Annotated in this window: 19 protein-coding genes and 1 pseudogene; 11 read left to right on the top strand and 9 right to left on the bottom strand. The window is 39.5% G+C overall.

The features are described 5' to 3' along the window. Positions 1-234: 234 nt before the first annotated feature. Positions 235-378 carry a DUF6007 family protein gene (locus tag D9782_RS23505; RefSeq protein ID WP_371414006.1) on the bottom strand — a complete coding sequence of 48 codons (144 nt, stop codon included), beginning with the start codon at positions 376-378 and terminating at the stop codon, positions 235-237. 479 nt (positions 379-857) lie between these two features. Between D9782_RS23505 and D9782_RS04130 the strand changes: the two genes are divergently transcribed. Continuing rightward, a complete protein-coding gene (locus tag D9782_RS04130; protein ID WP_026681924.1) occupies positions 858-1,421 on the top strand; it encodes an LOG family protein in 564 nt (187 codons plus the stop codon). Positions 1,422-1,631: 210 nt separating this feature from the next. On the opposite strand, the gene D9782_RS04125 is transcribed toward D9782_RS04130, so the two are convergent. After that, a complete protein-coding gene (locus tag D9782_RS04125; protein ID WP_121604166.1) occupies positions 1,632-2,111 on the bottom strand; it encodes a DUF4188 domain-containing protein in 480 nt (159 codons plus the stop codon). Between the two features lies 1 nt (position 2,112). Further along, positions 2,113-2,670, bottom strand: coding sequence for a PadR family transcriptional regulator (locus D9782_RS04120; RefSeq protein WP_121604165.1), 558 nt, complete (start codon positions 2,668-2,670; stop codon positions 2,113-2,115). Between the two features lie 146 nt (positions 2,671-2,816). Between D9782_RS04120 and D9782_RS04115 the strand changes: the two genes are divergently transcribed. From D9782_RS04115 to D9782_RS04105, 3 genes are all read left to right on the top strand, one after another. Continuing rightward, positions 2,817-3,164, top strand: a complete 348-nt coding sequence (locus tag D9782_RS04115; RefSeq protein ID WP_121604164.1) for a hypothetical protein — start codon at positions 2,817-2,819, stop codon at positions 3,162-3,164. Between the two features lie 88 nt (positions 3,165-3,252). Next, entirely contained in the window at positions 3,253-3,732 is a 480-nt protein-coding gene (gene rlmH / locus D9782_RS04110) for a 23S rRNA (pseudouridine(1915)-N(3))-methyltransferase RlmH (protein ID WP_121604163.1), read from the top strand. 554 nt (positions 3,733-4,286) lie between these two features. Next, the gene (locus tag D9782_RS04105; RefSeq protein ID WP_121604162.1) at positions 4,287-4,757 is read left to right on the top strand and encodes a hypothetical protein; all 471 of its coding nucleotides are present in this window, start codon (positions 4,287-4,289) and stop codon (positions 4,755-4,757) included. Here the strand turns inward: D9782_RS04105 and D9782_RS23500 are convergent. From D9782_RS23500 to D9782_RS04075, 6 genes and pseudogenes are all read right to left on the bottom strand, one after another. After that, a pseudogene (locus tag D9782_RS23500) lies at positions 4,735-4,919 on the bottom strand (AraC family transcriptional regulator); the annotation flags it as partial. The gene D9782_RS04105 and the pseudogene D9782_RS23500 sit on opposite strands and share 23 nt — an antisense overlap. 737 nt (positions 4,920-5,656) lie before the next feature. After that, complete coding sequence (locus tag D9782_RS04095; RefSeq protein WP_121604161.1) at positions 5,657-10,054, bottom strand: coiled-coil domain-containing protein; 4,398 nt, start codon at positions 10,052-10,054, stop codon at positions 5,657-5,659. Then, complete coding sequence (locus D9782_RS04090; RefSeq protein WP_026682555.1) at positions 10,041-10,781, bottom strand: DUF6063 family protein; 741 nt, start codon at positions 10,779-10,781, stop codon at positions 10,041-10,043. The genes D9782_RS04095 and D9782_RS04090 overlap by 14 nt, the downstream gene beginning before the upstream one ends. Then, a complete protein-coding gene (locus D9782_RS04085) occupies positions 10,781-12,283 on the bottom strand; it encodes a hypothetical protein (protein ID WP_026682556.1) in 1,503 nt (500 codons plus the stop codon). The genes D9782_RS04090 and D9782_RS04085 overlap by 1 nt, the downstream gene beginning before the upstream one ends. Then, positions 12,265-13,287, bottom strand: coding sequence for a Wadjet anti-phage system protein JetD domain-containing protein (locus D9782_RS04080; RefSeq protein ID WP_026682557.1), 1,023 nt, complete (start codon positions 13,285-13,287; stop codon positions 12,265-12,267). Before D9782_RS04080 ends, D9782_RS04085 begins: the two co-directional genes overlap by 19 nt. Before the next feature lie 281 nt (positions 13,288-13,568). Beyond that, positions 13,569-13,691 carry a transposase gene (locus D9782_RS04075; protein ID WP_121604160.1) on the bottom strand — a complete coding sequence of 41 codons (123 nt, stop codon included), beginning with the start codon at positions 13,689-13,691 and terminating at the stop codon, positions 13,569-13,571. 810 nt (positions 13,692-14,501) lie between these two features. Here D9782_RS04075 and D9782_RS04070 point away from each other — a divergent pair. From D9782_RS04070 to dltD, 7 genes are all read left to right on the top strand, one after another. After that, positions 14,502-16,244, top strand: coding sequence for a sensor histidine kinase (locus D9782_RS04070; protein WP_121604159.1), 1,743 nt, complete (start codon positions 14,502-14,504; stop codon positions 16,242-16,244). An 81-nt stretch (positions 16,245-16,325) separates the two neighbouring features. Continuing rightward, positions 16,326-16,997: a response regulator transcription factor gene (locus tag D9782_RS04065; RefSeq protein WP_121604158.1), complete on the top strand. Its 672-nt coding sequence runs from the start codon at positions 16,326-16,328 to the stop codon at positions 16,995-16,997. Positions 16,998-17,011: 14 nt separating this feature from the next. Beyond that, positions 17,012-17,158, top strand: coding sequence for a teichoic acid D-Ala incorporation-associated protein DltX (locus tag D9782_RS04060; RefSeq protein WP_080668743.1), 147 nt, complete (start codon positions 17,012-17,014; stop codon positions 17,156-17,158). Positions 17,159-17,175: 17 nt separating this feature from the next. Beyond that, a complete protein-coding gene (gene dltA / locus D9782_RS04055; RefSeq protein WP_121604157.1) occupies positions 17,176-18,678 on the top strand; it encodes a D-alanine--poly(phosphoribitol) ligase subunit DltA in 1,503 nt (500 codons plus the stop codon). Then, positions 18,675-19,832, top strand: a complete 1,158-nt coding sequence (gene dltB / locus D9782_RS04050; protein ID WP_121604156.1) for a D-alanyl-lipoteichoic acid biosynthesis protein DltB — start codon at positions 18,675-18,677, stop codon at positions 19,830-19,832. Before dltA ends, dltB begins: the two co-directional genes overlap by 4 nt. 15 nt (positions 19,833-19,847) lie before the next feature. Beyond that, positions 19,848-20,084 carry a D-alanine--poly(phosphoribitol) ligase subunit DltC gene (gene dltC, locus D9782_RS04045; protein WP_026682562.1) on the top strand — a complete coding sequence of 79 codons (237 nt, stop codon included), beginning with the start codon at positions 19,848-19,850 and terminating at the stop codon, positions 20,082-20,084. Next, the gene (gene dltD / locus D9782_RS04040; protein WP_121604155.1) at positions 20,084-21,244 is read left to right on the top strand and encodes a D-alanyl-lipoteichoic acid biosynthesis protein DltD; all 1,161 of its coding nucleotides are present in this window, start codon (positions 20,084-20,086) and stop codon (positions 21,242-21,244) included. Before dltC ends, dltD begins: the two co-directional genes overlap by 1 nt. Positions 21,245-22,320 lie beyond the last annotated feature (1,076 nt).

Genomic DNA, 22,320 nt, shown 5'->3' with positions numbered 1-22,320 from the left:
GGGCAGTAAGCGAGGCACGGTAGGGAAAAGAAAAATTCTCCCCATTCGCTGCATCTATTTTATTGACATAATATCAGTCTGCTTGGTGTTCTTTTAAACACAATAAATACTCCCTTCATAGTAGTAAGAGAATTTTTATTTTCTCTGTCTACGATAAAGGGAGCATATCACAATGGTTCGGATTATTATGTGAATAGAATACTTTTGTCAGATTCATTTTAATCAGGTTGAAAGTCAATGGCTCTTCTTTTTTTTAATGGAGCCAACAATAATGTGAAAAGCCATAGCTAAACCAAAAGCAAAAAATATAACAATAACTATGTTTAATAATACACTCCAAACATTATAGCTAGGTAAATAAGAAAATAACATAAACATAGGAACTATAAATATTAAGTCTAATAATCCTATTCTATTAAAAACACTATTTAAATGATTCAATTACAACACCCACTTAGGAAAGTATTTTACAAGCCTGTCTTTACCTCCATACGTATCGACTGTTGTTTGAAATAAATATTTACAAACTGCTCCTCCAGCAAAACTTATTTGCGTATCAAATTCTTTATTTCTAGGAAGGTCACGTAAATCCCTCTCTACCTTTCAAATTCTTTTTTTGAAAAATGGGCGAAAACCACATGACAAGAGTCTAGTAAACAAAAATTTTCATATAAAATCGATTGTAATGAAAACTGCGAATTTACTAAAATGACTAGTAGAGCTGTAGCGTTTATTGAAGGTGCCATTCTCAATAATAATTAGATAAGGAAACATAATAAATTAAAATGCAGCAACTTGATGTGAGAATGATATAATGGAAGTATGACAATCAAGAAATGAGGGTGATGAGGATGGATTTGAAGCGAATTGCTGTATTCTGTGGGTCAAGCGCTGGTCAGGACAGTGTTTATATAGAAAACGCAAAGCAACTAGGTGAAGCGATGGCAGCAAACAATAAAACCTTGGTATATGGCGGTGCCCAGGTCGGTTGTATGGGAGCTGTGGCAAATGCTGTGTTAGATCAAGGTGGCCAAGCGATTGGCGTAATCCCCCAAAAGCTAATGGATGTAGAAATTGCCCATGAGCATTTAACAGAGCTTCATGTAGTAGAAACGATGCATGAGCGTAAGGCAAAAATGGCAGATTTAGCCGATGGTTTTGTAGCATTACCAGGTGGAGCGGGAACGTTAGAGGAATGGTTCGAGGTGTTTACATGGGCACAATTAGGATATCATGATAAGCCAATCGCTTTATTGAATGTCAACGGCTTTTACGATCCACTAATTCAAATGCTAGACCATACAATTGATGAAGGATTTATGAAAAAGGAATATCGCGATATGATTATTGTTGCCGAAGAGCCAGCAGCATTAATTGATAAAATGAATCGTTATGAAGCTAGCTATGTAGTGAAATGGTAGAAAGAGAGGAAGGGAGCTGTCCGAAGAGATAGCTTCCCTTTTTACACTATTGGAATACACTAACCTTGTTCCTGGAGGTTCCGTCCATTCGTTAGTATCATCTGAGGCTGCGCATGACTGTTTCTCATAAGGCTATCGTATAATACAGTTGCTTTATTTGCAGCTGCTTGATGAGACATGAGGTTATGCTACATAGGTTGCTCTATAATACTAGACATGTAGCTTTAATCGCTTTTTTGCTTTCCGTTCTTCTGCGCTTACAGGAATGTGATTCTTTGCCTTTGCTAGACCATAGATGGGCATATTTCCATATATCGATTCATAGTGCCCTTTTGGAACAACATATGTTTCATGATAGATACCAACAGCATTCGTAGCGCTCGCCTTTTGATTAAATGCCCGCCAAGCAGCCAAATGCTTCTGCCCCCTTGCATAGTTCAACAAATGCTCTGTCGACTGCCAATATTGGATCATCACCGTTGTTCGTAAGCCGAAGTAATTCTCCATCGCTAGAAACCCTAACTCCTCTTGATGTGTATACAGCTCCTTAATCATGCCAGGCATTGCGGTAAAAACAGGAAGCCATTTGTGAACAGCCAGCCGACGATTAATCCGCATGCCAATTAGAAAGACAACCATATCCTCATCATTTTCTGTCGTATAGCGACCGTGAAAGATCTGTTTCCCCATCTTAATCCTCCTCCTGATTGATTTGTCCCTTGGTTACCTCACACCACTCCATGGTGGCTTTCGTCATCCGCTTGCCATAATCCAACGTGTACAGCCAATAGTTTGCATCCGCGCTTTCTAGGTGGCTGCCTTTGATCATTTGTTCGATGGATTGATAGGTTTCATAACGCTCCAGTAATTTTTGCTTGTAGTCCTGTAGTAGCGCTAAGGTATGCTCTGTACGCTGGTGGCGACTGAAGAAAAGCTTCAAAATGACTTCATTTCGCTCGACAGGAATCTGCTGAAGCGGCTGCTCCAGCCATTCCTGTAACGTTTTTTTACCTTCTGCGGTTAAGGTGTATTCTTTGCGATCTGGCTTCCCATCCTGAGCTGTCGTCGTAACGGTTGCTAACCCATCGGCTACTAGCTTTTTTAAGGTTGGATAAATCTGTCCATAGCTAATTTTCCAAAAGTGATTTAAGCTCTGATCGATCAATTGCTTTATCTCATACCCCGTACGACAATCTGTCGTTAATATTCCAAGCAATGCATAGGTGGTGTGATTGTAGGTTTTATTCATATTTGTTCATTCCTATCTATATGATATGTATCATTTAGATATATAATACAAGAAAGAATTCAAGAGGACAAGTTAATTTTTGGAAGATTTATGTAAACTGCGAGGAGAATTTGTTATAGTAAAGAAAAAACGATGGGGTGTTGGGGATGAAGGTTATGCTATCAGCTATATTGGAAATCGTCCGTGTGCTTGTGGTTATAGTTTTCTTTTTTGCGTTAATCGGAATAGTTGTGAATGGTGTTTTTGAAAATACGACCAACCTAGATGTTCAAGAACTAATCGAGGACAATGGATATTTGTTCTTCTTTCGACTTCTTCAAGGAGTAGGGGTATTAGGGGTCATCTATATTTTGTATCGCAATAAGTATCAATTCTCAGGTTGGTATAGAGGAAAACAAATGCAGCGTTTATCGAAGCGAACAACAAGGATGTTACTTTGCATTAGCCTTGTTTGTATATTCGCACTATATGTTGTTGTTTGGTTGGTGGTGTAGTTTTTAATTGGTGAGTTGAAGGAAATGGGTTGTATGGTATTATGCTGAAATAAGGGATAGAAAAATTCGAAAAAGGAAGTTACGTATTATGAAAATTACGATTGTATCGGTCGGAAAATTAAAGGAAAAATACTTGAAGCAAGGTATTGACGAATACATGAAACGGTTAAACGCTTACGCCAAAGTGTCGATAAAAGAAGTAGCGGATGAAAAAGCACCAGAAAATATGAGCGAAGCAGAAATGCTGGAGGTCAAGGAGAGGGAAGGCGAGCGCATCTTATCACAGCTTTCCGCAGACACCTATGTCATCACACTAGAGATCAATGGCAGGATGCTAAGCTCAGAACAGCTTGCCAAGAAAATGGACGAGCTAGCTACATACGGTAAAAGTAAAATTGCCTTTGTCATCGGTGGGTCTTTAGGAATCAGTGAGGGAGTACAAAAACGAAGCGACTTAGCATTGTCCTTTTCAAAAATGACATTTCCTCATCAATTGATGCGCTTGGTATTGTTGGAGCAGGTTTATCGTGGGTTTCGGATTAATAGAGGTGAACCGTATCATAAGTAAATGAGGTTTTTTTATAAGAATTTTCGAAAGCGGGGTATTTATATGTCAGGTTACGAACTAGTAAAGGATTCATCTGTTAGTAAACCATCTAGTTTTTGGAGTTTTGTTTCATAAGTTTTAGCAGAAACGTATATAGAGAAATAAGAGTCTGTTATATCAATACTCTTATTTCTCTGATAAATATCATTATGGGGTATCGTCAGGAAAATGAGCTTAGCGTTGTAAGTCCGCATTTTCCTGACGGTACCCCTAAAAAAAGTTATGATTTTAAATCAGATATTAAATAAAAGTAAACAACTATTCCTAATGGTATACATAAGTAAACAATCGGAGTCACCATGTATATAGGAATCGTACCTAAATAAGTAGTGCAAATGACGATCAATATTGAGATCAAGTGTTTTTTTAAGAGTTTATAACACAAAAAGCCTAGTATTCCTCCAATGATTGATAGAAAGATAATTGATACAATTATTGTAATTGCCATAAAATTCTCCTTCCACTGTAATATTTTGTATAATATGATTAATACAAATAACATAAGGGGTGTTTTAATGGGGATAAAAACTAATTATTCATTTGTTTTACTTCTAGTATTCACCTTGTTTTTTGCTTTCCAAAACAACAATGTCTCCGCAGAATCTACTAAGATATCTTCAGAAGAAATATCCGAAATTACTAAGCATATGAAAAAAGATGGCATCTCAGATAGTGATATTGAAAAGGTTATCCAAAAGATAAAAGCTGGGGAAACTTTAGATTCAACTAAGGCAATGCAAAGTAACGAAAAAATGTTTTTCTCTAATCAAGATATTTTAGAGAGTGATAATAATGGATTAATTTCTACTTTAGAAAATAGCGAACCCGTCACTAAAATGATTAAATATGATGATGGTTCTTATACAAAACTCCAAGTAGATGTTCTTGATGATATAATAGATAATAACACTATTAACAGAAAAATAGGAAATTTAGCTTCTAACGGAGTTTACAAAACAATAAAAGTGTGTATGCACCCTTATTGAGGAGTAGGGTATCTATTCTCTTCAACAGCAAAGAAGCCTTTGTTAGTCTTATAATGGGCTTTACCATTAAAGAATGTTTTAATGGTAAAGCCCATTACCTTCCCAGTAAAACTGTTTACTTTTTGCATGCAAAACAAAATTGGTAGAATCATTTTTTGTCATAATACAATCTCCATAATAGATAACTTATTTTTCTTAGTAATATTATATATACAATAATGGAATTTTAAGTATGTTCATATATATTACCAATGAATTTGGAGACTAGCTAGTGAATTCATACTTTTCTTCCCAAATCAGGTTCTGTTAACGTAATCCCTTATAAAAGACTACTATCTATAAATACAAGCTAATCATGTATCTAATTTTGTACGTCCAAGCTCATATTCGCATGTTCTCTTACTTTTCGTTTTCCTTGTTAAAGAAAAACTGCACACCCAAAAGAAATATCCAAGGAAAATTGGCACGAATTCGTGTCATCACAGTATCCAAACAGCTTTGGGGGGCTGATACCAAATACGGTTATATTCAACGAGAAGACCGAAATTTGTAATTTGGTTCCTTGTTCTTCTTGTAATAACCTACCAGTTAGTTTAAGGGAATTACTTCACAATACAACAAATCTTCACAATAAAATTATGGAAATAATTTGTTTCACAGTATCAGTCTACTACACCATACAAGGGTTAATCTTGCCCATAAGCTATGTACTGGATGATTGGCTAAAAAACCATACTTTATTTTCAGTTCTCAAAAATAAAGTATGGTTTCACCAGAAGGTTGGAGTGGTGTACAATTCTGTCATTCTTTGGTACACTTTTTGTCTTTTAGTGGTCTTTAGTATGTCAGAAGTGGGTCATTTCAATGGCTGTATCACCACATAACCCTATCAAACCCTATCATTCAAACAAATCCAACTGCTCTGCCTGCCCTAACCGATCAATAACAGCTGGCTCATGATCCTGAAAATAAGCATGATGCAGCCATTTATCTGTTGTCATGACTTTTTTGCTTTCATCCTTTGACGCGCGTAATCGACAGCTATAAATAATCGGGAAGTAATCCTGCAGAAACTTGCCTTCAGCATGAGCCGTTAACGCAATGATTTGGAAGCCTAACTGCTCGGCGATAAAAAAGACCGGACTTAGAACATGATCACTTGATGCTTTGCCAAATGGATTATCTAAAATAACAGCACGGTCGGTTAAGTTGGCTTTTTTCTTTTCTGCTACATATTTTAATATGCCTAAGAAAAGCGTCATGTTTTTACTCCACTTTTCTCCTCCTGACCAGACATTGCTTTGCTCCCAGGAATACGAACGGGTTGAAATTTGATTATCATTGGTTACTTTACGGCAATGCACCTTCATCACATCGCGATCCATGACAACCTTGAGTAATTGCTTGGATTCCAGCCATTTTTCTAAATTCACACGAATCTTATTCATATCCTGATGCCCTTGCTCATTGTGGTACTTCTCACCATCTAATTGGTTAATGATCCACTCGGTATGATCACGAATGCGTAACTTGCCGTCTTCTGGCTCCCATTTTGGAATGGAGAAACTATAGATTGGCTTCCAGTTATCCACTTTCACTCTCGTTTTCTTCGGGATTTGCTCGAGTTCTTCGACTAATGTTTGCAAATGGGTATGAATTTGATTGATAAAAAGTTGCAGCTCTTCATCACTTTTGCGAATATGCTCATTGGCATATTTAGTGATTCGTTGAATGCTTGCGAACATATTCTGTTTAAAGGTGACGACTTCCTGATAGTCACGCTTCTGTTCGACTCCTTGAATCGCCATTTGTTGTAATTTTTTATCGGTAATTTTTGTTCGACAAAAGATACGGAACTGATCCCTAGCAAGACGGACAAGCTCGCTTTCGTCATCGACTAGCTGCTTCATTTCTTTTAGTTTATCTGTCGCTTGTTTGGCAAAACGGTTGCGCTGGTATTGAAAATCAGTTGCTTCTTGTTCCGTTAACGTAATACTCGCAATTCCTGGTGCGTTAAAGTGATACCCTTCTATAAAATTCTCCAATAGCCTCTCCGCTTCATCAAGACTAGCTAACTCCTTGTTCACACGCTTGAACTCTTGATCGAGATAAGCTTTTTGCTTTTTTAGCTCGGTTTGTTCTTGTTGTAACTGTTCGTTAACAACGGTTAAGTCTTGCTCAAATCGCACTACTTCGTCATCAGGGAATCGTTTATAAAAGTCTTTATATGCTTCATTTAGTAACTCTTGTTTGACATGTAAATCTCGTTCAGTCGTTTGATAGGTTGCTCTAATTTCGGTTAATTCGCTTTTTGCTGTCTGTAATTGTCCGTGTAATCGGTCAATATACTGGTCACCATCAGCTGGGAATACTTCTGTTTTATCAACGGATGGGAAAGCTTGTTCAATTTCGTCCATCCGTTCTGTAGTCGTCTCGATCCGCTGCTGTTCGGTTTCTTGTTTCGCTTCCCATTCACCGGTTTGACGTGTGATCTTTTCTTTCTGTAGCTGTAATTCTTTGCGTTTTGATTTCAGACTGGTGATCCTTTCATCTGTGAACGTTGCTGGTAATGTTGCTACTTCCTGATATTGCTCTTCACTGGTGATTACTTCTTGTTTCATCTCTAGATCACGAATACGGTCGTTTAACAGATCGACATCTTCTTGATAACGAGTCATCGATCGTTTCGTCTGCTTGATTTTCTGCGCTAGTTCCTGTTGTTGTTCTTGGTATGTGTCAACTTCCTGCTGATGCTGGGAGATTTCCTTTTGGAAGCTTACATATTGCTGGCCATCTCGCAGTTTTGATTCGATTCCGGTGCGCTCAGCCTCTGCTTCTTCTGCTCTGTTACGATATTTATCGATGGTTGCTTGATGATCCGTAATTTGTTTGTCTGTTTGCTCGATCTTGGCTGCTAGATTTTCCTGCTCTGTTTGCAGACTGTGTAACTGCTCTTGCCAGTCTTCTACCTGCTCAAAAGGATATTTCCTTAAAAACTGGCGGAATTGTGTCAACGCTTGCTCCCAGCTTTTCACCTCGATCTCAACGTTTTCTCTTGTTGTTGTGATCTCGCCAGCATGACGTTTTAATTGCTGTTGCCACGCGATAAACGTTTCGGAGTCTATGTTGTCACGCCAATGATTCGGGACGATCCAGTTGCCTTTTTCGATATCCGTCATAGCGGTTGCTTCTTCTGTCGTCACCACCATCACCGGCAAGATAAAGCGATCGGAAACCTGTTCTAAACGCTTGATTAATCGGGGCTTTGCCTTTGTCGTTGTCACCAAAATACTCGGCCATAACGTCGCCTGCTTTAACAATGCCTGCTGCTCTTCTGGTAGCTGGTTGAGATAATTCACACCTGTTTCCAGATAATCGAGTTGATTCTTCCATAGCTCGATTTGTTCGGAGAGGAATGGATCACTGAAGAAAGTCTCTTGCTCTCCGTAGTCATCAACATAGCGTAACGCAACCCGCTCCTTATCCAACCATTTCTTGCGCTCGAATCGTTGTTTTTCAATATAGTTTTCGAGTTGACCTTCGATCGATTGTTGCTGTAAGTGAACACCTGCAACATCCTGCCAAGCACTTCTTAACATCGCCAGAGACTCGACTAGTTGCTGTTCTTCATCTGACATCGCCTGTAACTGTTGTTCGACACGCTGTATTTGTAAAGCTTGTTCTTGGAAATCCTTTTGTAAGTGATTTCTTTCTTGCTGCTTTTCGTCTATTTCACGCGCCAATCGTTTGCTTTCTGTTTTCAAGTGAACCAATTCATCATCTAACACTTGGTAACGAGCTTGCCATTTTGGTAATAGCTCTTCAATTGTTTCCTGTTCTGGATTCGCGAGCAGTGCTTGACGCAAGCGATCACTATCTTTTTCACGAGTTTCGATAAAAGATTGAAGCTTGTTTACCTTGCTATTCCACTGTTGGTCCGTTTGCTCATGGTTGGTGAGTTGTTTCTCTAAGGTTTTGATTTGCTCTTGTAATGGATTCCTTTCCCGTTGTAAGTCTTGTTGTTGCTTGTTAATGTCATCGATTTGAGCTTGATAGGCACCATGTAAGGCTTGCTCTACTTCTATCAGCTGATCCTTTAACATCTCGATATCTGCTTCCTTTTCGAACGAAGCAATTTGATCTTGGATAAAGGATAAGGATTCATTTGCTGCTTGTTGTTGTTCGGCAAATTTGGCATACCGTAATGCTGCGTGACGCCCTTCGATATCAGCTACCGTTGTTTTTTGTTCTTGTAAAAGCAGACTTGCGTTTTGGTAGTCCTTGTCGATTTGCTGTTTTTCTGCTTCTTTTGCGGCAATTGTACTGGAAGCGATTTTTACTTCGTGTTGATCAGTATCATCCTGCCAGCTCATTATTTTTGCTTCGATCGCTTCTTTTTCTGTTAAAAAGGTCTGTTTGTCTGCTTTGGTTTGTTCCCAGATTCCTTTGGTTCGTTGCTTCGCCTCGAGCAATTGTTGCTCTTTCGTATGGAGACGCTCAAAAGCAGTCGTATAGCCAACTAATTCATCCTGGATCTTCTGGTTTTCAGCAATCGTTTCTTTTAACTTTTGATAATTTTTAAAGCTTTCATACCGTTGCTCAAACAAATCAGCAAAAAGGGTAGGATTATGACCAGCCATCGCGCTTTCAACGGTTGGAATTAGCAAGCGATCAAACAGCTGATTCGTCGTTCTACACGCTTCAAAGAAGGCTTCAACACCACCTTCTGAACTATTGATTTTGACAATGTTCTCCCACTCGCTGGCAATAATCTGATAGTTGTCTTCAATATATTGGCGATACTCTTTAATCGTGGCAAAGGTATTCGCTGACAATGATTTATCCTTCATCATACTATAGTAATCTTGCATTTCCCCGCGCTCAGCAGGACGCTTACCACCTTGCACCTCACGGACGAAAGGGATCTCCTCAATCGCATGGGGATCACCATGCTGATATTCATAGACATAACGGAGCGAATCGACGCCATGCTTATTCATAAAAAGGGTGACAGCTGTCACGACGTAACGCCTTGGTTTGTCATTAATGATCCATTCGACCGCAATATGGGCAGGCGCGCTTTCTAATGTTAATGTTTTGCCGATTTTGCGACTAGCGAGCTCTGTGTGTGGTAGCATTGCCTGTAGTGCTGTTTGAATCAACACCGTTTTACCGCCACCATTTTCTAATAGAATTGCCCCATTGTAGCCATCAAATAAAAATAATTCATCATTATAACGTTTATTGCCTTCCTCATAGATGACATTGGCTAAGCGAATTTTACTAATCGTTGGCATCTGTATTCTCTCCCTCCATCTCATAGATAAATGTAAGGATTCCTTTGTTATATTCCACTTCCATAAAATAGCGCTGGATAATGGTTTGCGCTTTATCAGTTAAGGTTATTTCTTGATTTCCAAGGGCTTTGACTAAATCTTGATCAAGTAAAAAACGCTTCACAGTATCGATAAAGCTATAGCGACTAATCGTATTACCTGTTTGACGTTTGGCACTCTCTTTCACATCATTCATATCATTCCATTTATCGACTATTTGGCGCCAGTTATAGGAGAATTCACGCTCTTTTTCCTTTAAAACTTCTTCTTCTAAGGCCTGCAATTGCTCAATCCGTTCCTGAATCTGGTGCATCCACTCCTCGATCCGTAAGAAATCACGTGTCGGGCGTGCGCTTTGATAAGAATTATAGAAGCTACCAAACAAAATGATCGTCGTAAAATACAGTAAGTAAATATCTGCATTAGTAGCGCCAGAACGCAAATAATGGCGTTTCATCCAGTCATTACTAACATGAAAGCTCGACAATTTCGTCTCAGGAATTAAATATAAATGTTCACTCGTATTCACGATAACAGCATCTACTTCTTTTGCATATAAATCTAGTAAACTACGAATATCATCGTCGGCTCGATATAGCTGGACCGCTTCTTGATCTGTAACAGACGTACGCGCTAATTTCGTATAAATACGAAAGGCTTCGATTACCTTTTCCTCACTGTAATGCACTATGACTCCTCCAATCGGATCACCATCTCTTGAATGGAATAACGTTTATAACGATTTAAAATGGCTTTCTCTTCGGTAATAACTAAACGATTATCACCAAGGATGTACAATGCTTCGGTTAATAGCGATTTACCATCCTCGTCATGCTCCATATCACCACGCGTTATCGGTGAACGCTGATGTAAGATTAACCAAAATTCATAAAAAGACCTTGATGCGTACAGTTGGGCTTGATTGGTCTCGGTTAAATAGTCAAAAAAGGCAGATAGTCTGATTTCTCGCATCTTACTTAAAACAGATAATAATTCTTCCATTAGTTTTTTATATAGTTTTCTTAACGCTTTTGCTCTAGCATCGATTTCCTCATCACTTTCCGCTTCAGGCATTGTCGTCGTTTGATCTGCTTGTTGATCTTCAACAATATTTTGATCAGCAAAAAGTGTTAGTGGTGACCAGGTTCGTTCTTCCTCTACTTTTAAGAACGGATGGAGCACACCTTTCATCGTTTCCAGTGGCAACGGCACCGAAATAATATGCGAGGTAATTTCATGATCGAAATTAAACGCTTCAATTCCCGTGTAATACAACGACTCTTGCGCTGTAATTAAGGTCGTATTTTTTAATGATAAGGTCTGTTCTAGTAGTCTCGAATGATCGTAGTGAACCGCCTCTAGCTCTCTAGTGATCGTCAAAATTAAATCATACGTTTTTTGTTCTTTGCGATGAATATCTTTCGCATAGAGCCTGTCCTTCGTTTCTTTCACAAATTGGCGCAACTCTTTAAATTCATCATCTTCACGCTGCAAACGACTGTAACTATCATTTAATAACTCTTTATAACGATCAAACGTTTCTTCTGAAACAATACTGCGTTGAATTTCCTGTTTGAGTGCCAGCATCCGCTCATCAATACTTTCTACTGCGACACGCATTTCATTGACTTGTCTTAATGCCCCATTGAACTCGCCGCGCTCTAATTGTTTACGAAGCATCAATTGATTAATCGATAATTGAAATTCACTATAGAACTCTTTTGTAGCAAAGACAAGTTCCAAGCCATCATCGTCTAACGTATAAAACTGTTCATTTGTCGTTGGATTAAAATTATTCGTTTTGAGAATCGAATATTCGAGCTGTTCGTCTTGACCTGTTTCCCAGTTATAGAAGGAATAGGTTCGCTTGACCCCTGTCCCTGGACGAAAATTATCGATCAGACTACTAGCAAGACGAGAATAATCACTTGCTTGTAACTGATACTGTTCTGCCGTCACTTCTTGAATAAAGACAGCTAACTGCTTTACCCCTGTTTTATAGTGACGCATCACTTTTTGTTCAAAGAAAAATAGTAACGTTAATAGTCCTAAACCCTTCATATCAATTAACTTACCATTCTCATCCTTTTCCCGTTTACGTTCTAAATCCGTTAAGGGATCAAATAACGCCAGACGACGAATCCGTTCCTGATAGCCTGCTGTAATCGTTGCTATATCATGTCGTTCCAATTTGATCCCTCCCATATTTGTTGTAATTCCTTTGTTCTTAATGTTTCTTGTGGGTAATAATAGCCTTCAGCGAGTAATCGCTTGATTTGACGCTGCTCTTGTTGATCGAACCACTGTAAAAAGGCATCCTCTGCTCCCTCACGCTTTCTTTGATAGGCTTTACCTTGCGCAGGCTGTTTTGCCAAGCAAGCTCGGTAAAAAGGAAACGCTAAACGTAGTTCGATTTTGTTCGCCAAACTATGCCAGATCGATATCCCCTCACGGTCGATATCACCAAAATAAAAGAAGTGGTGGTCAGCAGTGATTGGATATTGCTGATTAAATTGCTCGATACTCTGTATGATCGTTTTGCCACTTCCATAAATCAAGGTGGCAAAGGCTGTTTGTTTGATGGCTGGCAATAGACCTTGATAGGTGGTTTTATTCTCAACAATTAAATGGAGTTGTTTGGGCTCTTGTACTTGATTGGGATTAATCGCATATTTTAATGGTTCTGATACAGGCATTATTTTCATTTTATCGAATAGGTGAACCCGTTCTAATAATTCTTTACCTTTTTTCTCAGTTATCCATTTCTCATCACCAGCAATCTCATAGCTTCTTTCTGGTGTTGGAATCGCTTCTGTAGGAAAACCATTTGTTCGTATATATTGATCTATTTGTCGTAAGTAGGGTAAATCCTTCTGCCACTGTTTCGGATCATGTTGATAGTAATAGTCAAGGTTTATTTCACGATGGAATTGAATACGGTACTGTTGTAAGAGGTGGTGATGCGCTTGTTTTAACTTCGCTTTTTGAATACGATAATGCAAGGCGACAGAAGGTTTTCTAGGTGAACGCCCTTTGCTTTTCACCATCGCTAAAATGCCCGCTTCTTCTAAAGCAAGCACTTCTTCAGCAAAAGCTTCATAGCTATCGAAAAAAGGTGATGATAATTCTTGTAGTTGATTAATATCGATTGTTTTCTTTGGATATACAGCAAGTGCTTCTTTTAGTTCTTTCATATTTTTCATCCTATGTGTTGAGATATGTCTTATTTTATCATATCGGGGACAGGGGATGGGATGGGACAACTTTTGAGTTTTATTACTGAAATAATAAGGTAATTGGTAAATAGTGTGGAAAAATCAGCACCATAAATATTTTCATACACCCATTTATAACCAGTTTGTGACCAATCTGGGAATTGATCAGCTAACAATTTTCCGAAAATAACTTCAACCTCTCGAATTTCTTTTTAACTTTACGATAGCCTTGAATAAGCAAAATCTTTGCTCTAAGGGCTTCAAAAAAGTAACCACGACCAACAATGGTTCATTGTCTTAATTAAAAGATTCAAGGACTCTGTATAGGTGTTTATAATGGGAGAATTGAAATAGTTTAGTATCTCTTCTTCCCAATTATTCATTGGCTTAATTAGAGCTTAAAAAATAGGTCATTAATTCTTTAGGAACATTTGAAAGCATGGCTTTATTTGAACAAGGCATATGGGTATACGGAAGAGAATTATTTGGAGGAAATCACTAAAACAGCGAAGCAAAACTATAAAAAGAAAGTCGAGCGAAAAGAAAAGGTGAAGAGTACTTTACTCCTCACCGACTGCAAAAGATGCAAAAAAGCCTGGAATGCAACCTTTGAGACATTTTAATATACGGGAAAGCCGTATGCCTTAATATGGCATGTACGGTTTGATAAGGGGGAAGATATGAGAGTGTTTTCCCTACTTTATTGTATAGGGATAATCTAAATTTATTTCTACATTTGTTCAAGGACGCAGGGTTTCCTATAGCTTCTTTTTATTAAGGAAATAGGTCTTACCAGGATATCGGAACCGAAAAATATATCTAGGATAGATGCATCGAGTATAGTCATTTGCGCATGTTTCTCAATACCACCAGCCTTGTGGAATATTTGCAAGCTGCCAGGTGCGTATGAGTTGTTTCGACCTCATTAGTGAAAGGAGAATTAACGCAACATGAGCTGATCCGCGTATGCAATAAACAAGCTATATCACTAAGATATTGAATTGCCTTTTTGTAAATTCATATACTGATTATCTTTGCTCACGATAGCCCTCTATTCTGGTCATATGCAGGTACAAAAAAGATTCCGCAACTTGAAAAAAATGTGTACGATATAGAGGGGGTATGTGGACACATAAATAACATACCCATAGCTTAAGTTATTAAAAAACGCTTATGAAATAAAGGAGTATAACATGAGAAAACGCGGTATCACCGTTAAATTATTCGCTGTGACAGCTTTATTCTTTTTGGTGTTTTACGCCATGATTATGATATTTCAGTTATTATTTTTTGATCGATTTTATCAGCATCATAAAACAAAAGAAGCAGCAAAGCACATACATCAGTTAGCAGAAGCTTATGAGAAAAATTCCTGGAGCGAAGAGGAACTGACAAAACAGACACTCTCTTACATGAGAGAGACCAAAAGCCCGTTGACGATTGTGGACGCAGAAGGTTTTCAGCTGGTGCAGGATCCGTTTAACATTATGCTGGAAACAGAAGACGGCAAAGTTGTGGAAATATCGCTTTCCTTACTCGTCACAGATTACGGAAAACAGCTGCGCGCATTACATATCGCAAAAGGAGATACATTGATTGTGCAAGGAGAAGCAGATGCCATGGTTCCTTCCGTCATTTATCCATCTGTTATTACAAAGAATACGTCTAGTGTCGGTGAAGATCTGGTCGATAATGAAGTGACAATCGAAGGGGAAGTAAAAAGCATTTCGCTGCCTAAGGCTGGGATGTGGAATAGGGGGATCGGACTTCTCTATGATGCACTGGTGGAATGGTTCCCGCTTGAGAAGGCGCAGATAAAGCAGCTTTCTAAAGGGGAGAGCCTGCAGCTGGACTGGGTAGAGTCATGGAGTGGAAAACATAATTTAGTACTAATTGAGCCGTTTGAGAAAGATGGAGAAATGCAATTTATGTTCTCTGTCACATCTCTTCAGGAAATTAGAGACACTAATGAATCACTTCAAGTATTTTATGTATATATAGGAATCGCAGGCTTTATACTCATCCTATTGCTGTCGCTATTCTACTCACGTCTTGTTAGCAGACCGCTGATTAAACTGAATGAAATGGCAAAAAAAATGGTGCATCTGGACTTCTCATCAGCAAAGCCGATTAAGCAGAAGGATGAACTTGGGAGCCTTTCAAACAATATGCTGGTTATGGCACAAAATCTCGATGTCGCATTAAATGATTTGAAACAAGCGAATGGAAAGCTAAAGCAGGATATGGAAAAGCGCGAGCAGATGGAGAAGGAGCAGCGCGAGTTTTTTGAGCATGCATCACATGAATTAAAGACACCGCTCAGCATTGTCAAAAGCTTCGCAGAGGGGCTGCAGGATGGTGTCAGTCCGGATAAGCGAGATCACTATATTGAAGTAATTATTGAAGAGTCGGACAAGATGGAAGTGCTGATCAAGGATATGCTGGATTTGGCTAAGTTGGAAAACGGTGCAATCCGATTAAGAAAAACATCTTTTCTACTTAGTGAAATGATTGAGAGCTTGGCAAATAAACTATTTTGTATCGCGAAAGAGAAAAATGTCATAATTGAAATCATGCCGAAGAATGAACAGCCTGTTTTGGCGGATTATGAGTGGATGGAACGAGTAATGCAAAATCTCCTTATCAATGCTGTCCGGCACAGTGAGAGCGATTCTGTCATTTCGATTCGAATCGAATTAGATCAAGAAAACGGTGACAGTGTATTCTTAATTGAAAACAAAGGCAAGCAAATACCGGAAGAGCAGCTGGATGAGATCTGGAAACGTTTCTATCGGACCGAATCCTCTCGAAGCCGAATGACAGGCGGTACAGGATTGGGGCTAGCTATCGTCCAGCAAATTCTAGACCTGCATGCATTTCATTACGGAGCGGAAAACATGCCTGACGGTGTGCGTTTCTATGTTCGTTTCAAATAATGGGATAAATTACTTATTAGGACACATAAAAGACATATAACCTTGTTAATTTATGTATATAGAGTGGAAGGAAGATTCACGATGGGAAAGACAGTGTTGCTTGTCGAGGATGAAGTAAGAATCCGGGAAGTTGTAGCCGATTACTTCAAACAGGACGGCTGGGAAGTGTATGAAACGGATAATGGTAGCAGTGCTATCGATTGGTATGATGCGGTTTATCCGGATTTAGTCATTCTCGATATCATGATGCCGCAAATGGATGGATTTGCTGTTACCAGGCAGGTGCGAAAGAGATCTGGCGTACCAATCATTTTGCTGACAGCGAGATCTAGTGACGATGATAAAATTCATGGGTTTGAACTTGGAGCCGACGAGTATGTAACCAAGCCATTTAGTCCGAAAGTGCTAGTCGCACGTGCTAATTCTTTAATGAAACGCGCAACCGAACATTACCTGCCCACTGGTCATATGATCAGCTTCGGTCAAGCAATCGTTAATATGAAGTCCCATCAGCTTCAGCTTGAGGGCAAACAAGTAGAATTGACGCCAAAAGAATATGAATTATTGGTGTTCTTGCTTCACCATAAAAATAACGTCCTTTCACGTGAGGCAATTTTGAATCACGTATGGGGGTTGGACTTCGATGGTGATAGTCGCGTTGTCGATACACATATTAAAAAGCTGAGAGCTAAGCTAAGCTGTGAATCACATCACATCAAGACTGTTATTGGAACCGGCTATAAATTTGAATAAAAGGAAGAGAAAAGATGAATAAACTCAAGCAGCTGTATGCGCACACTGGTGTCCGTTTTGCTTTGCATACTTGTTTTTATCTGGCAATTCTTGTCACCTTGTTTTTGATGTACGGCTTCCATACGGCTAATACAGGCAACTATATCTATAATGATTTCTAAATGGAGAAGATAATAACATGAAACTTTTAACACGTATTGCACAGCATGCGGCAAGCAACCCGGAACAGACGGCATTTCGTACAGAGGACCAGGTGCTGAACTACGAATTGCTTTGGGACAGGTCGAGCAGACTGGCAAGCTTCATACATGCCAGACAGCTTGGACGGCAGACACCAATTGTTGTATATGGTCATATGGGAACCGATATACCGGTATCTTTCCTCGCCTGTGTGCAGGCTGGCCACCCTTATATACCGGTAGATGCATCCATTCCAATGGAACGGATGCGCTATATCGTGGAAAAATCCGGTGCAGAATTAGTAATTAATACAACAGATAGCAGCCTGGAATTTGATAATATCGCTGTTTTACACGTGTCAGCACTGCAGCTGGAAACAGTAGAGCCTATTGGTGATCAATATTGGGTCCAGCCTGATGAAGTTTTTTATATCATTTATACATCCGGCAGTACGGGAAATCCAAAAGGTGTTCAAATAACCGCTGCAAATCTGCAGTCATTTACTAACTGGATGACAGGTGACTTTCCGTTAGAGCAAGGAAAAGTGTTCTTGAATCAGGCACCGTTTTCATTTGATTTGTCTGTCATGGACTTTTATCCAGCGTTGCAAAGTGGCGGTTCGGTTCATGCATTGGAGAAAGATGTAATCAATAAGCCAAAGCTTTTGTTTGAGAACTTGAGTCGCTCGGCATTGCAAATTTGGACATCGACGCCATCCTTCGTACAAATGTGTTTTCCGAATCCGGACTTTAATGAAAAAATGCTTCCTGAGCTTGAGGTATTCCTGTTCTGTGGTGAGGTACTGCCGTTAGCTGTAGCCAAAGAGCTGAAAAAACGTTTTCCGAGAGCGAGAATCTTTAATACATACGGACCTACAGAAGCAACGGTTGCTGTGACGTCTGTTGAAATTACGGAAGAATTGCTCGCGAAAGAGAAGGCATTGCCGGTTGGCTATCCAAAGCCCGATATGCGTATTCTCGTTGTGGACGAATCGGGAAATCTGTTACCTGAAGGTGAAAAAGGGGAGCTTATCCTTGCAGGGCCAAGTGTGTCAAAGGGCTATCTGGGTGAGCCGCTGCTGACAGAAAATGCATTCGGCATTATAAACGGAATGAACGCCTATCGTACTGGAGATGCCGGCTTTATTCAGGACGGCTTGGTGTATTGCCAAGGCAGACTGGATTATCAAATCAAGCTGCACGGCTACCGGATGGAGCTGGAAGAGATTGAATTCCACCTTAATCAATCTGATTATATTAAGGCTGCCATTGTTATCCCTCATGCGCCAAACGAGGAAATTGAATACTTGATTGCGGCAGTGGTACCAGCCGATCATGACTTTGAGAAGGAATACAAGCTGACAGCTGCTATTCGAAAAGATCTTGCTTTGCGCTTGCCGGCATATATGATCCCGCGGAAGTTCACGTATCATACTGCTATTCCAATGACGATGAATGGGAAAGTAGACCGTAAGAAAATGAAGAAAGAGGTATTCGCATGACCCCGTATAGTTCTTTCCTTTTCTTTATCATTCTAGGTATTTTGCTACTGCCGACGATGATTCTCGGCACAATGGGTAAGCGGCTGCGGTATTACAATGTGTTCGTCACCATTGTTGTATTGGCTATTATATTTTCAGGAGGGGACGCAGGCTTCTTCTCGTTAGTAGCCTTCACCATTCTTCAGGTTGTACTGGTCAAAGGCTATATTACTTATCGACAGACAAAGAATAGCAGCCTCGTATTCTATGTAATAAGTTTTCTATCGATCCTGCCTTTGATTTTATCCAAGGTTTTGCCGATTTTAGCAGTGGATAACTGGGCAAGCTTTCTGGGTATTTCCTATCTGACATTCCGAGCTGTTCAAATCATTATTGAAACAAGAGATGGATTGATTAAGGATCAGCTCTCGATTTTTCAGCTTGTCAATTTTATGCTGTTTTATCCAACAATTTCATCAGGTCCGATTGATCGCTTCCGCCGATTTCAAAAGGATGAAGAAAAGCATTGGACACCGGAGGAGTACAAGGAACTGCTTTATAAAGGGATTAACAAAATCTTCCTTGGTTTTTTGTATAAATTTATAACCGGCTACAGCATCAATACGTACTTCATTATGAATCTAGAATATATAGCGGATTACAAGTTTATCTATCATCTGTTGTATATGTACAGCTATAGCTTGTACCTGTTCTTCGACTTTGCCGGCTATACGGCGTTTGCAGTCGGAGTCAGTTATATGATGGGAATCCGGTCACCGGAGAACTTTAATAAGCCATTCATCAGCCGCAACATCAAGGATTTCTGGAATCGATGGCATATGTCACTGTCGTTCTGGTTCCGTGACTATGTGTTCATGCGCTTCGTCTTTTTAATGAAGAAGAAAAAATGGATACAGAACAAAATGCTCGTCTCGAATCTAGGTTATATTCTGCTGTTCCTGCTAATGGGAGTATGGCATGGTTTAGCGATTCAGTACATCATTTATGGAGCATATCATGCCTTGATGATGGCCGGATTTAATTTCTTCGAGACCTGGAATAAAAAACATAAACGCTGGCCAACAGGAAGAGCGATGACAATTGTGTCTATCGTTATCACTTTCCATGTCGTTTGTTTCGGTTTTTATCTGTTTTCTGGCAGACCATTTCAATAAAAGGGGAATATGAATATGAATTTTAAAGAAAAAGTACTACAGGTTATTGCAGAAGTTTGTGAAGATGATGTTGTGAAAGAAGAGCATGATTTGGATATATTCGACGCAGGACTGATTGATTCATTTGCGACAGTAGAATTACTTGTTCAATTCGAGGAGCAGCTTGATATCAATGTACCGATTACGGAGTTCGATCGAGATACATGGAATACACCAAATGCTATCGTTGATCGTCTGAATGAGTTGAAATAATGAAGAAGAAGTATTTTTTTGGACCAATCATTCTTGCATTGGTCCTGTTTGCCGGGGTAGTACTCGTACCCGTATCATGGCTTGCTAAGTTAGTTCCGGAGGATCGTTTGGAGGAATCGGCTACCAGTCTGGAGTCAAATATGTTCCAAGGAACATATTTGCAAAGTGAAATGCTCAAACATTCGACGTATGTTCCAATCTATGGTTCTTCCGAATTGTCGCGCTGGGATCCATTCCATCCATCAAATTATTTCGAAATGAATGCCGCTGTCTTTACACCTTATTTAATAGGAAAAGGCGGGATGACCTCTATTATTCATGATTTAAACTTTGCCACGCATGCTGATCAATTGAAGAACAAGCAGATGGTCATCATCGTATCGCCGCAATGGTTTGTAAAGCATGGTACAGACGAGCAGCATTTTGCACCCAACTATTCCGCTCTGCAAGCCTACCAGCTTCCTTTTAATAAGGAAGTGGACGAGCAAGTGAAACGAAAATTGATGCAACGCCTGATAACGTATGATGCGGTTAAGAACGACACGATACTTTATCAGCTTTATGATGCTTATTTGAATGACAAAAAGGTTAAGTTTAATATTTTTTCAGTTTCTGCAAAGGCTTATATATCCTTACTTAAGAAAAAGGATCTGTATTTCACACTTCTGAAGGATAAACCAACTAATCGGCATCAGTCAAACGAAGTGAAGGACAAGACGTGGGAAGAACTGCAGGCACAAGCTGATGCTTATGGCGAGAAACGGACACAGCATTCCAAATTTTATATTGATGACAACGTGTATAAGTATAGGAAGCATTATATCAAGGGAATGAAAGGAAAGAATAAAGGACATTCCTATGCAGAATCACTTGAGTATGAAGATTTCCAGCTGATGCTTGATATTCTCAAGGAAGCTAATGCCGACCCTCTTTTTGTCATTATACCTGTGAATGGGGCGTATTATGACTACACAGGCTTCCCCGAAAAAGGACGGCAAGAATACTACACTCGTATAAAGAAGCAAATTAATGATAGTGGCTTTACTTACGCCGATTATTCCGACCATGAATACGACCCTCATTTTATGCGTGATACGATTCATATTGGCTGGAAAGGCTGGGTTTATTTAAATGAGGATATGCAGAAGTTCCTTGAATAGCACTAGGACGATTCACCTAATAGGTGGGTCGTTTTTGGTTTGCCCAGCATGGGCGGACTCTAAGGAGGGAAGTCTTCAGTACGACCTTGTAGCGGTACGTACTTAGTCAAAAGTAAGGGTGTCCATGGGTGACGTGGAATTTGCAGGAAGCTCGAGGCAAATCTCTGGTCTGAATAGAAAGCATATAGGAGGCAACGTATGAGGATAAGACTGACAAAGAAGTTATAATTCATTTGCTACTACAATCATACGGTGTATATGTGGCAGATAGATGGAAAGAGTTCTTACCTTAACTGGGGAGGTCTCATTGGTCTACACCAAAACCTTGTAGTGATCACAAGACTGGATAGTGAGAAGTCAGCAGAAGCTGTTATAGAAATCTAGATTGGAAGAGGAAATAAATCACTGACACGAAGTGGAAAAGTGGATACCTACTTCATGAGACAGCTAAGAACCGTTGAAAGAACCTAATCAAATTGTGAATGGACAAATATAATGCTTATAAATATAGCCATACAAGTAAAGGTGTTATCCGCATTGTCAACTCGTGGGTATTCACTACGACAATTATGAATAAGAGATTAGCCAAGTTCGGACTAATCTCTTGTGTTCAACACTACAATAAAGTACATACTTAGTATGAAATTGAACAGCCGTATACGGATCCGTACGTACGATGGTGGTGTGCTGTGAAAGGCACATCAGAGATGAGGGAAGGCCCCTCGATGGAGATTGAATCAGGCAAATCCATCAAACAACCCTAAGCTGCTGCAATAAAGAGTTGTGGTAGTAAGCGTCTAGGGAAAAGGTTGTAATAAAACGATCATGTGGGATATACAAAGATGAACGCAAGTGAACCGCTGAGGAAGTATCGATAACGTAAAACTTTGTCAAAGCCTACCGATCACCACTAGGTAGGGACAAGAGCAGAAGATTCCTGAAATGCTGTCTGCTTGGCAAACGGTATTAAGGTGGCATGAGTGTATATCAGGCTCTGATGTGAAACACAGGAACCTGCATTACGATGATAAGTGAAAAGACACAAACCACAGAAAGGTGAGGTCGAAATAGCGAAG

This window comes from Virgibacillus sp. Bac332, from assembly GCF_003667785.1.
GTDB lineage: Bacteria > Bacillota > Bacilli > Bacillales > Amphibacillaceae > Virgibacillus > Virgibacillus salarius.
The sequence above is the reverse complement of the archived record's forward strand: the minus strand, read 5'-3'. Positions and strand labels throughout refer to the sequence as shown.

Bases quoted from the DNA above. Each gene is read 5' to 3' on its own strand.
- D9782_RS04095 (WP_121604161.1), bottom strand. From the start codon at position 10,054: ATGCCAACGATTAGTAAAATTCGCTTAGCCAATGTCATCTATGAGGAA.
- dltB (WP_121604156.1), top strand. From the start codon at position 18,675: ATGACCCCGTATAGTTCTTTCCTTTTCTTTATCATTCTAGGTATTTTG.
- dltA (WP_121604157.1), top strand. From the start codon at position 17,176: ATGAAACTTTTAACACGTATTGCACAGCATGCGGCAAGCAACCCGGAA.
- D9782_RS04060 (WP_080668743.1), top strand. From the start codon at position 17,012: ATGAATAAACTCAAGCAGCTGTATGCGCACACTGGTGTCCGTTTTGCT.
- D9782_RS04125 (WP_121604166.1), bottom strand. From the start codon at position 2,111: ATGGGGAAACAGATCTTTCACGGTCGCTATACGACAGAAAATGATGAG.
- dltC (WP_026682562.1), top strand. From the start codon at position 19,848: ATGAATTTTAAAGAAAAAGTACTACAGGTTATTGCAGAAGTTTGTGAA.
- D9782_RS23505 (WP_371414006.1), bottom strand. From the start codon at position 378: ATGTTTATGTTATTTTCTTATTTACCTAGCTATAATGTTTGGAGTGTA.
- D9782_RS04070 (WP_121604159.1), top strand. From the start codon at position 14,502: ATGAGAAAACGCGGTATCACCGTTAAATTATTCGCTGTGACAGCTTTA.
- D9782_RS04065 (WP_121604158.1), top strand. From the start codon at position 16,326: ATGGGAAAGACAGTGTTGCTTGTCGAGGATGAAGTAAGAATCCGGGAA.
- D9782_RS04120 (WP_121604165.1), bottom strand. From the start codon at position 2,670: ATGAATAAAACCTACAATCACACCACCTATGCATTGCTTGGAATATTA.
- D9782_RS04075 (WP_121604160.1), bottom strand. From the start codon at position 13,691: ATGAATAATTGGGAAGAAGAGATACTAAACTATTTCAATTCTCCCATT.
- D9782_RS04080 (WP_026682557.1), bottom strand. From the start codon at position 13,287: ATGAAAGAACTAAAAGAAGCACTTGCTGTATATCCAAAGAAAACAATC.
- rlmH (WP_121604163.1), top strand. From the start codon at position 3,253: ATGAAAATTACGATTGTATCGGTCGGAAAATTAAAGGAAAAATACTTG.
- dltD (WP_121604155.1), top strand. From the start codon at position 20,084: ATGAAGAAGAAGTATTTTTTTGGACCAATCATTCTTGCATTGGTCCTG.
- D9782_RS04115 (WP_121604164.1), top strand. From the start codon at position 2,817: ATGAAGGTTATGCTATCAGCTATATTGGAAATCGTCCGTGTGCTTGTG.
- D9782_RS04105 (WP_121604162.1), top strand. From the start codon at position 4,287: ATGGGGATAAAAACTAATTATTCATTTGTTTTACTTCTAGTATTCACC.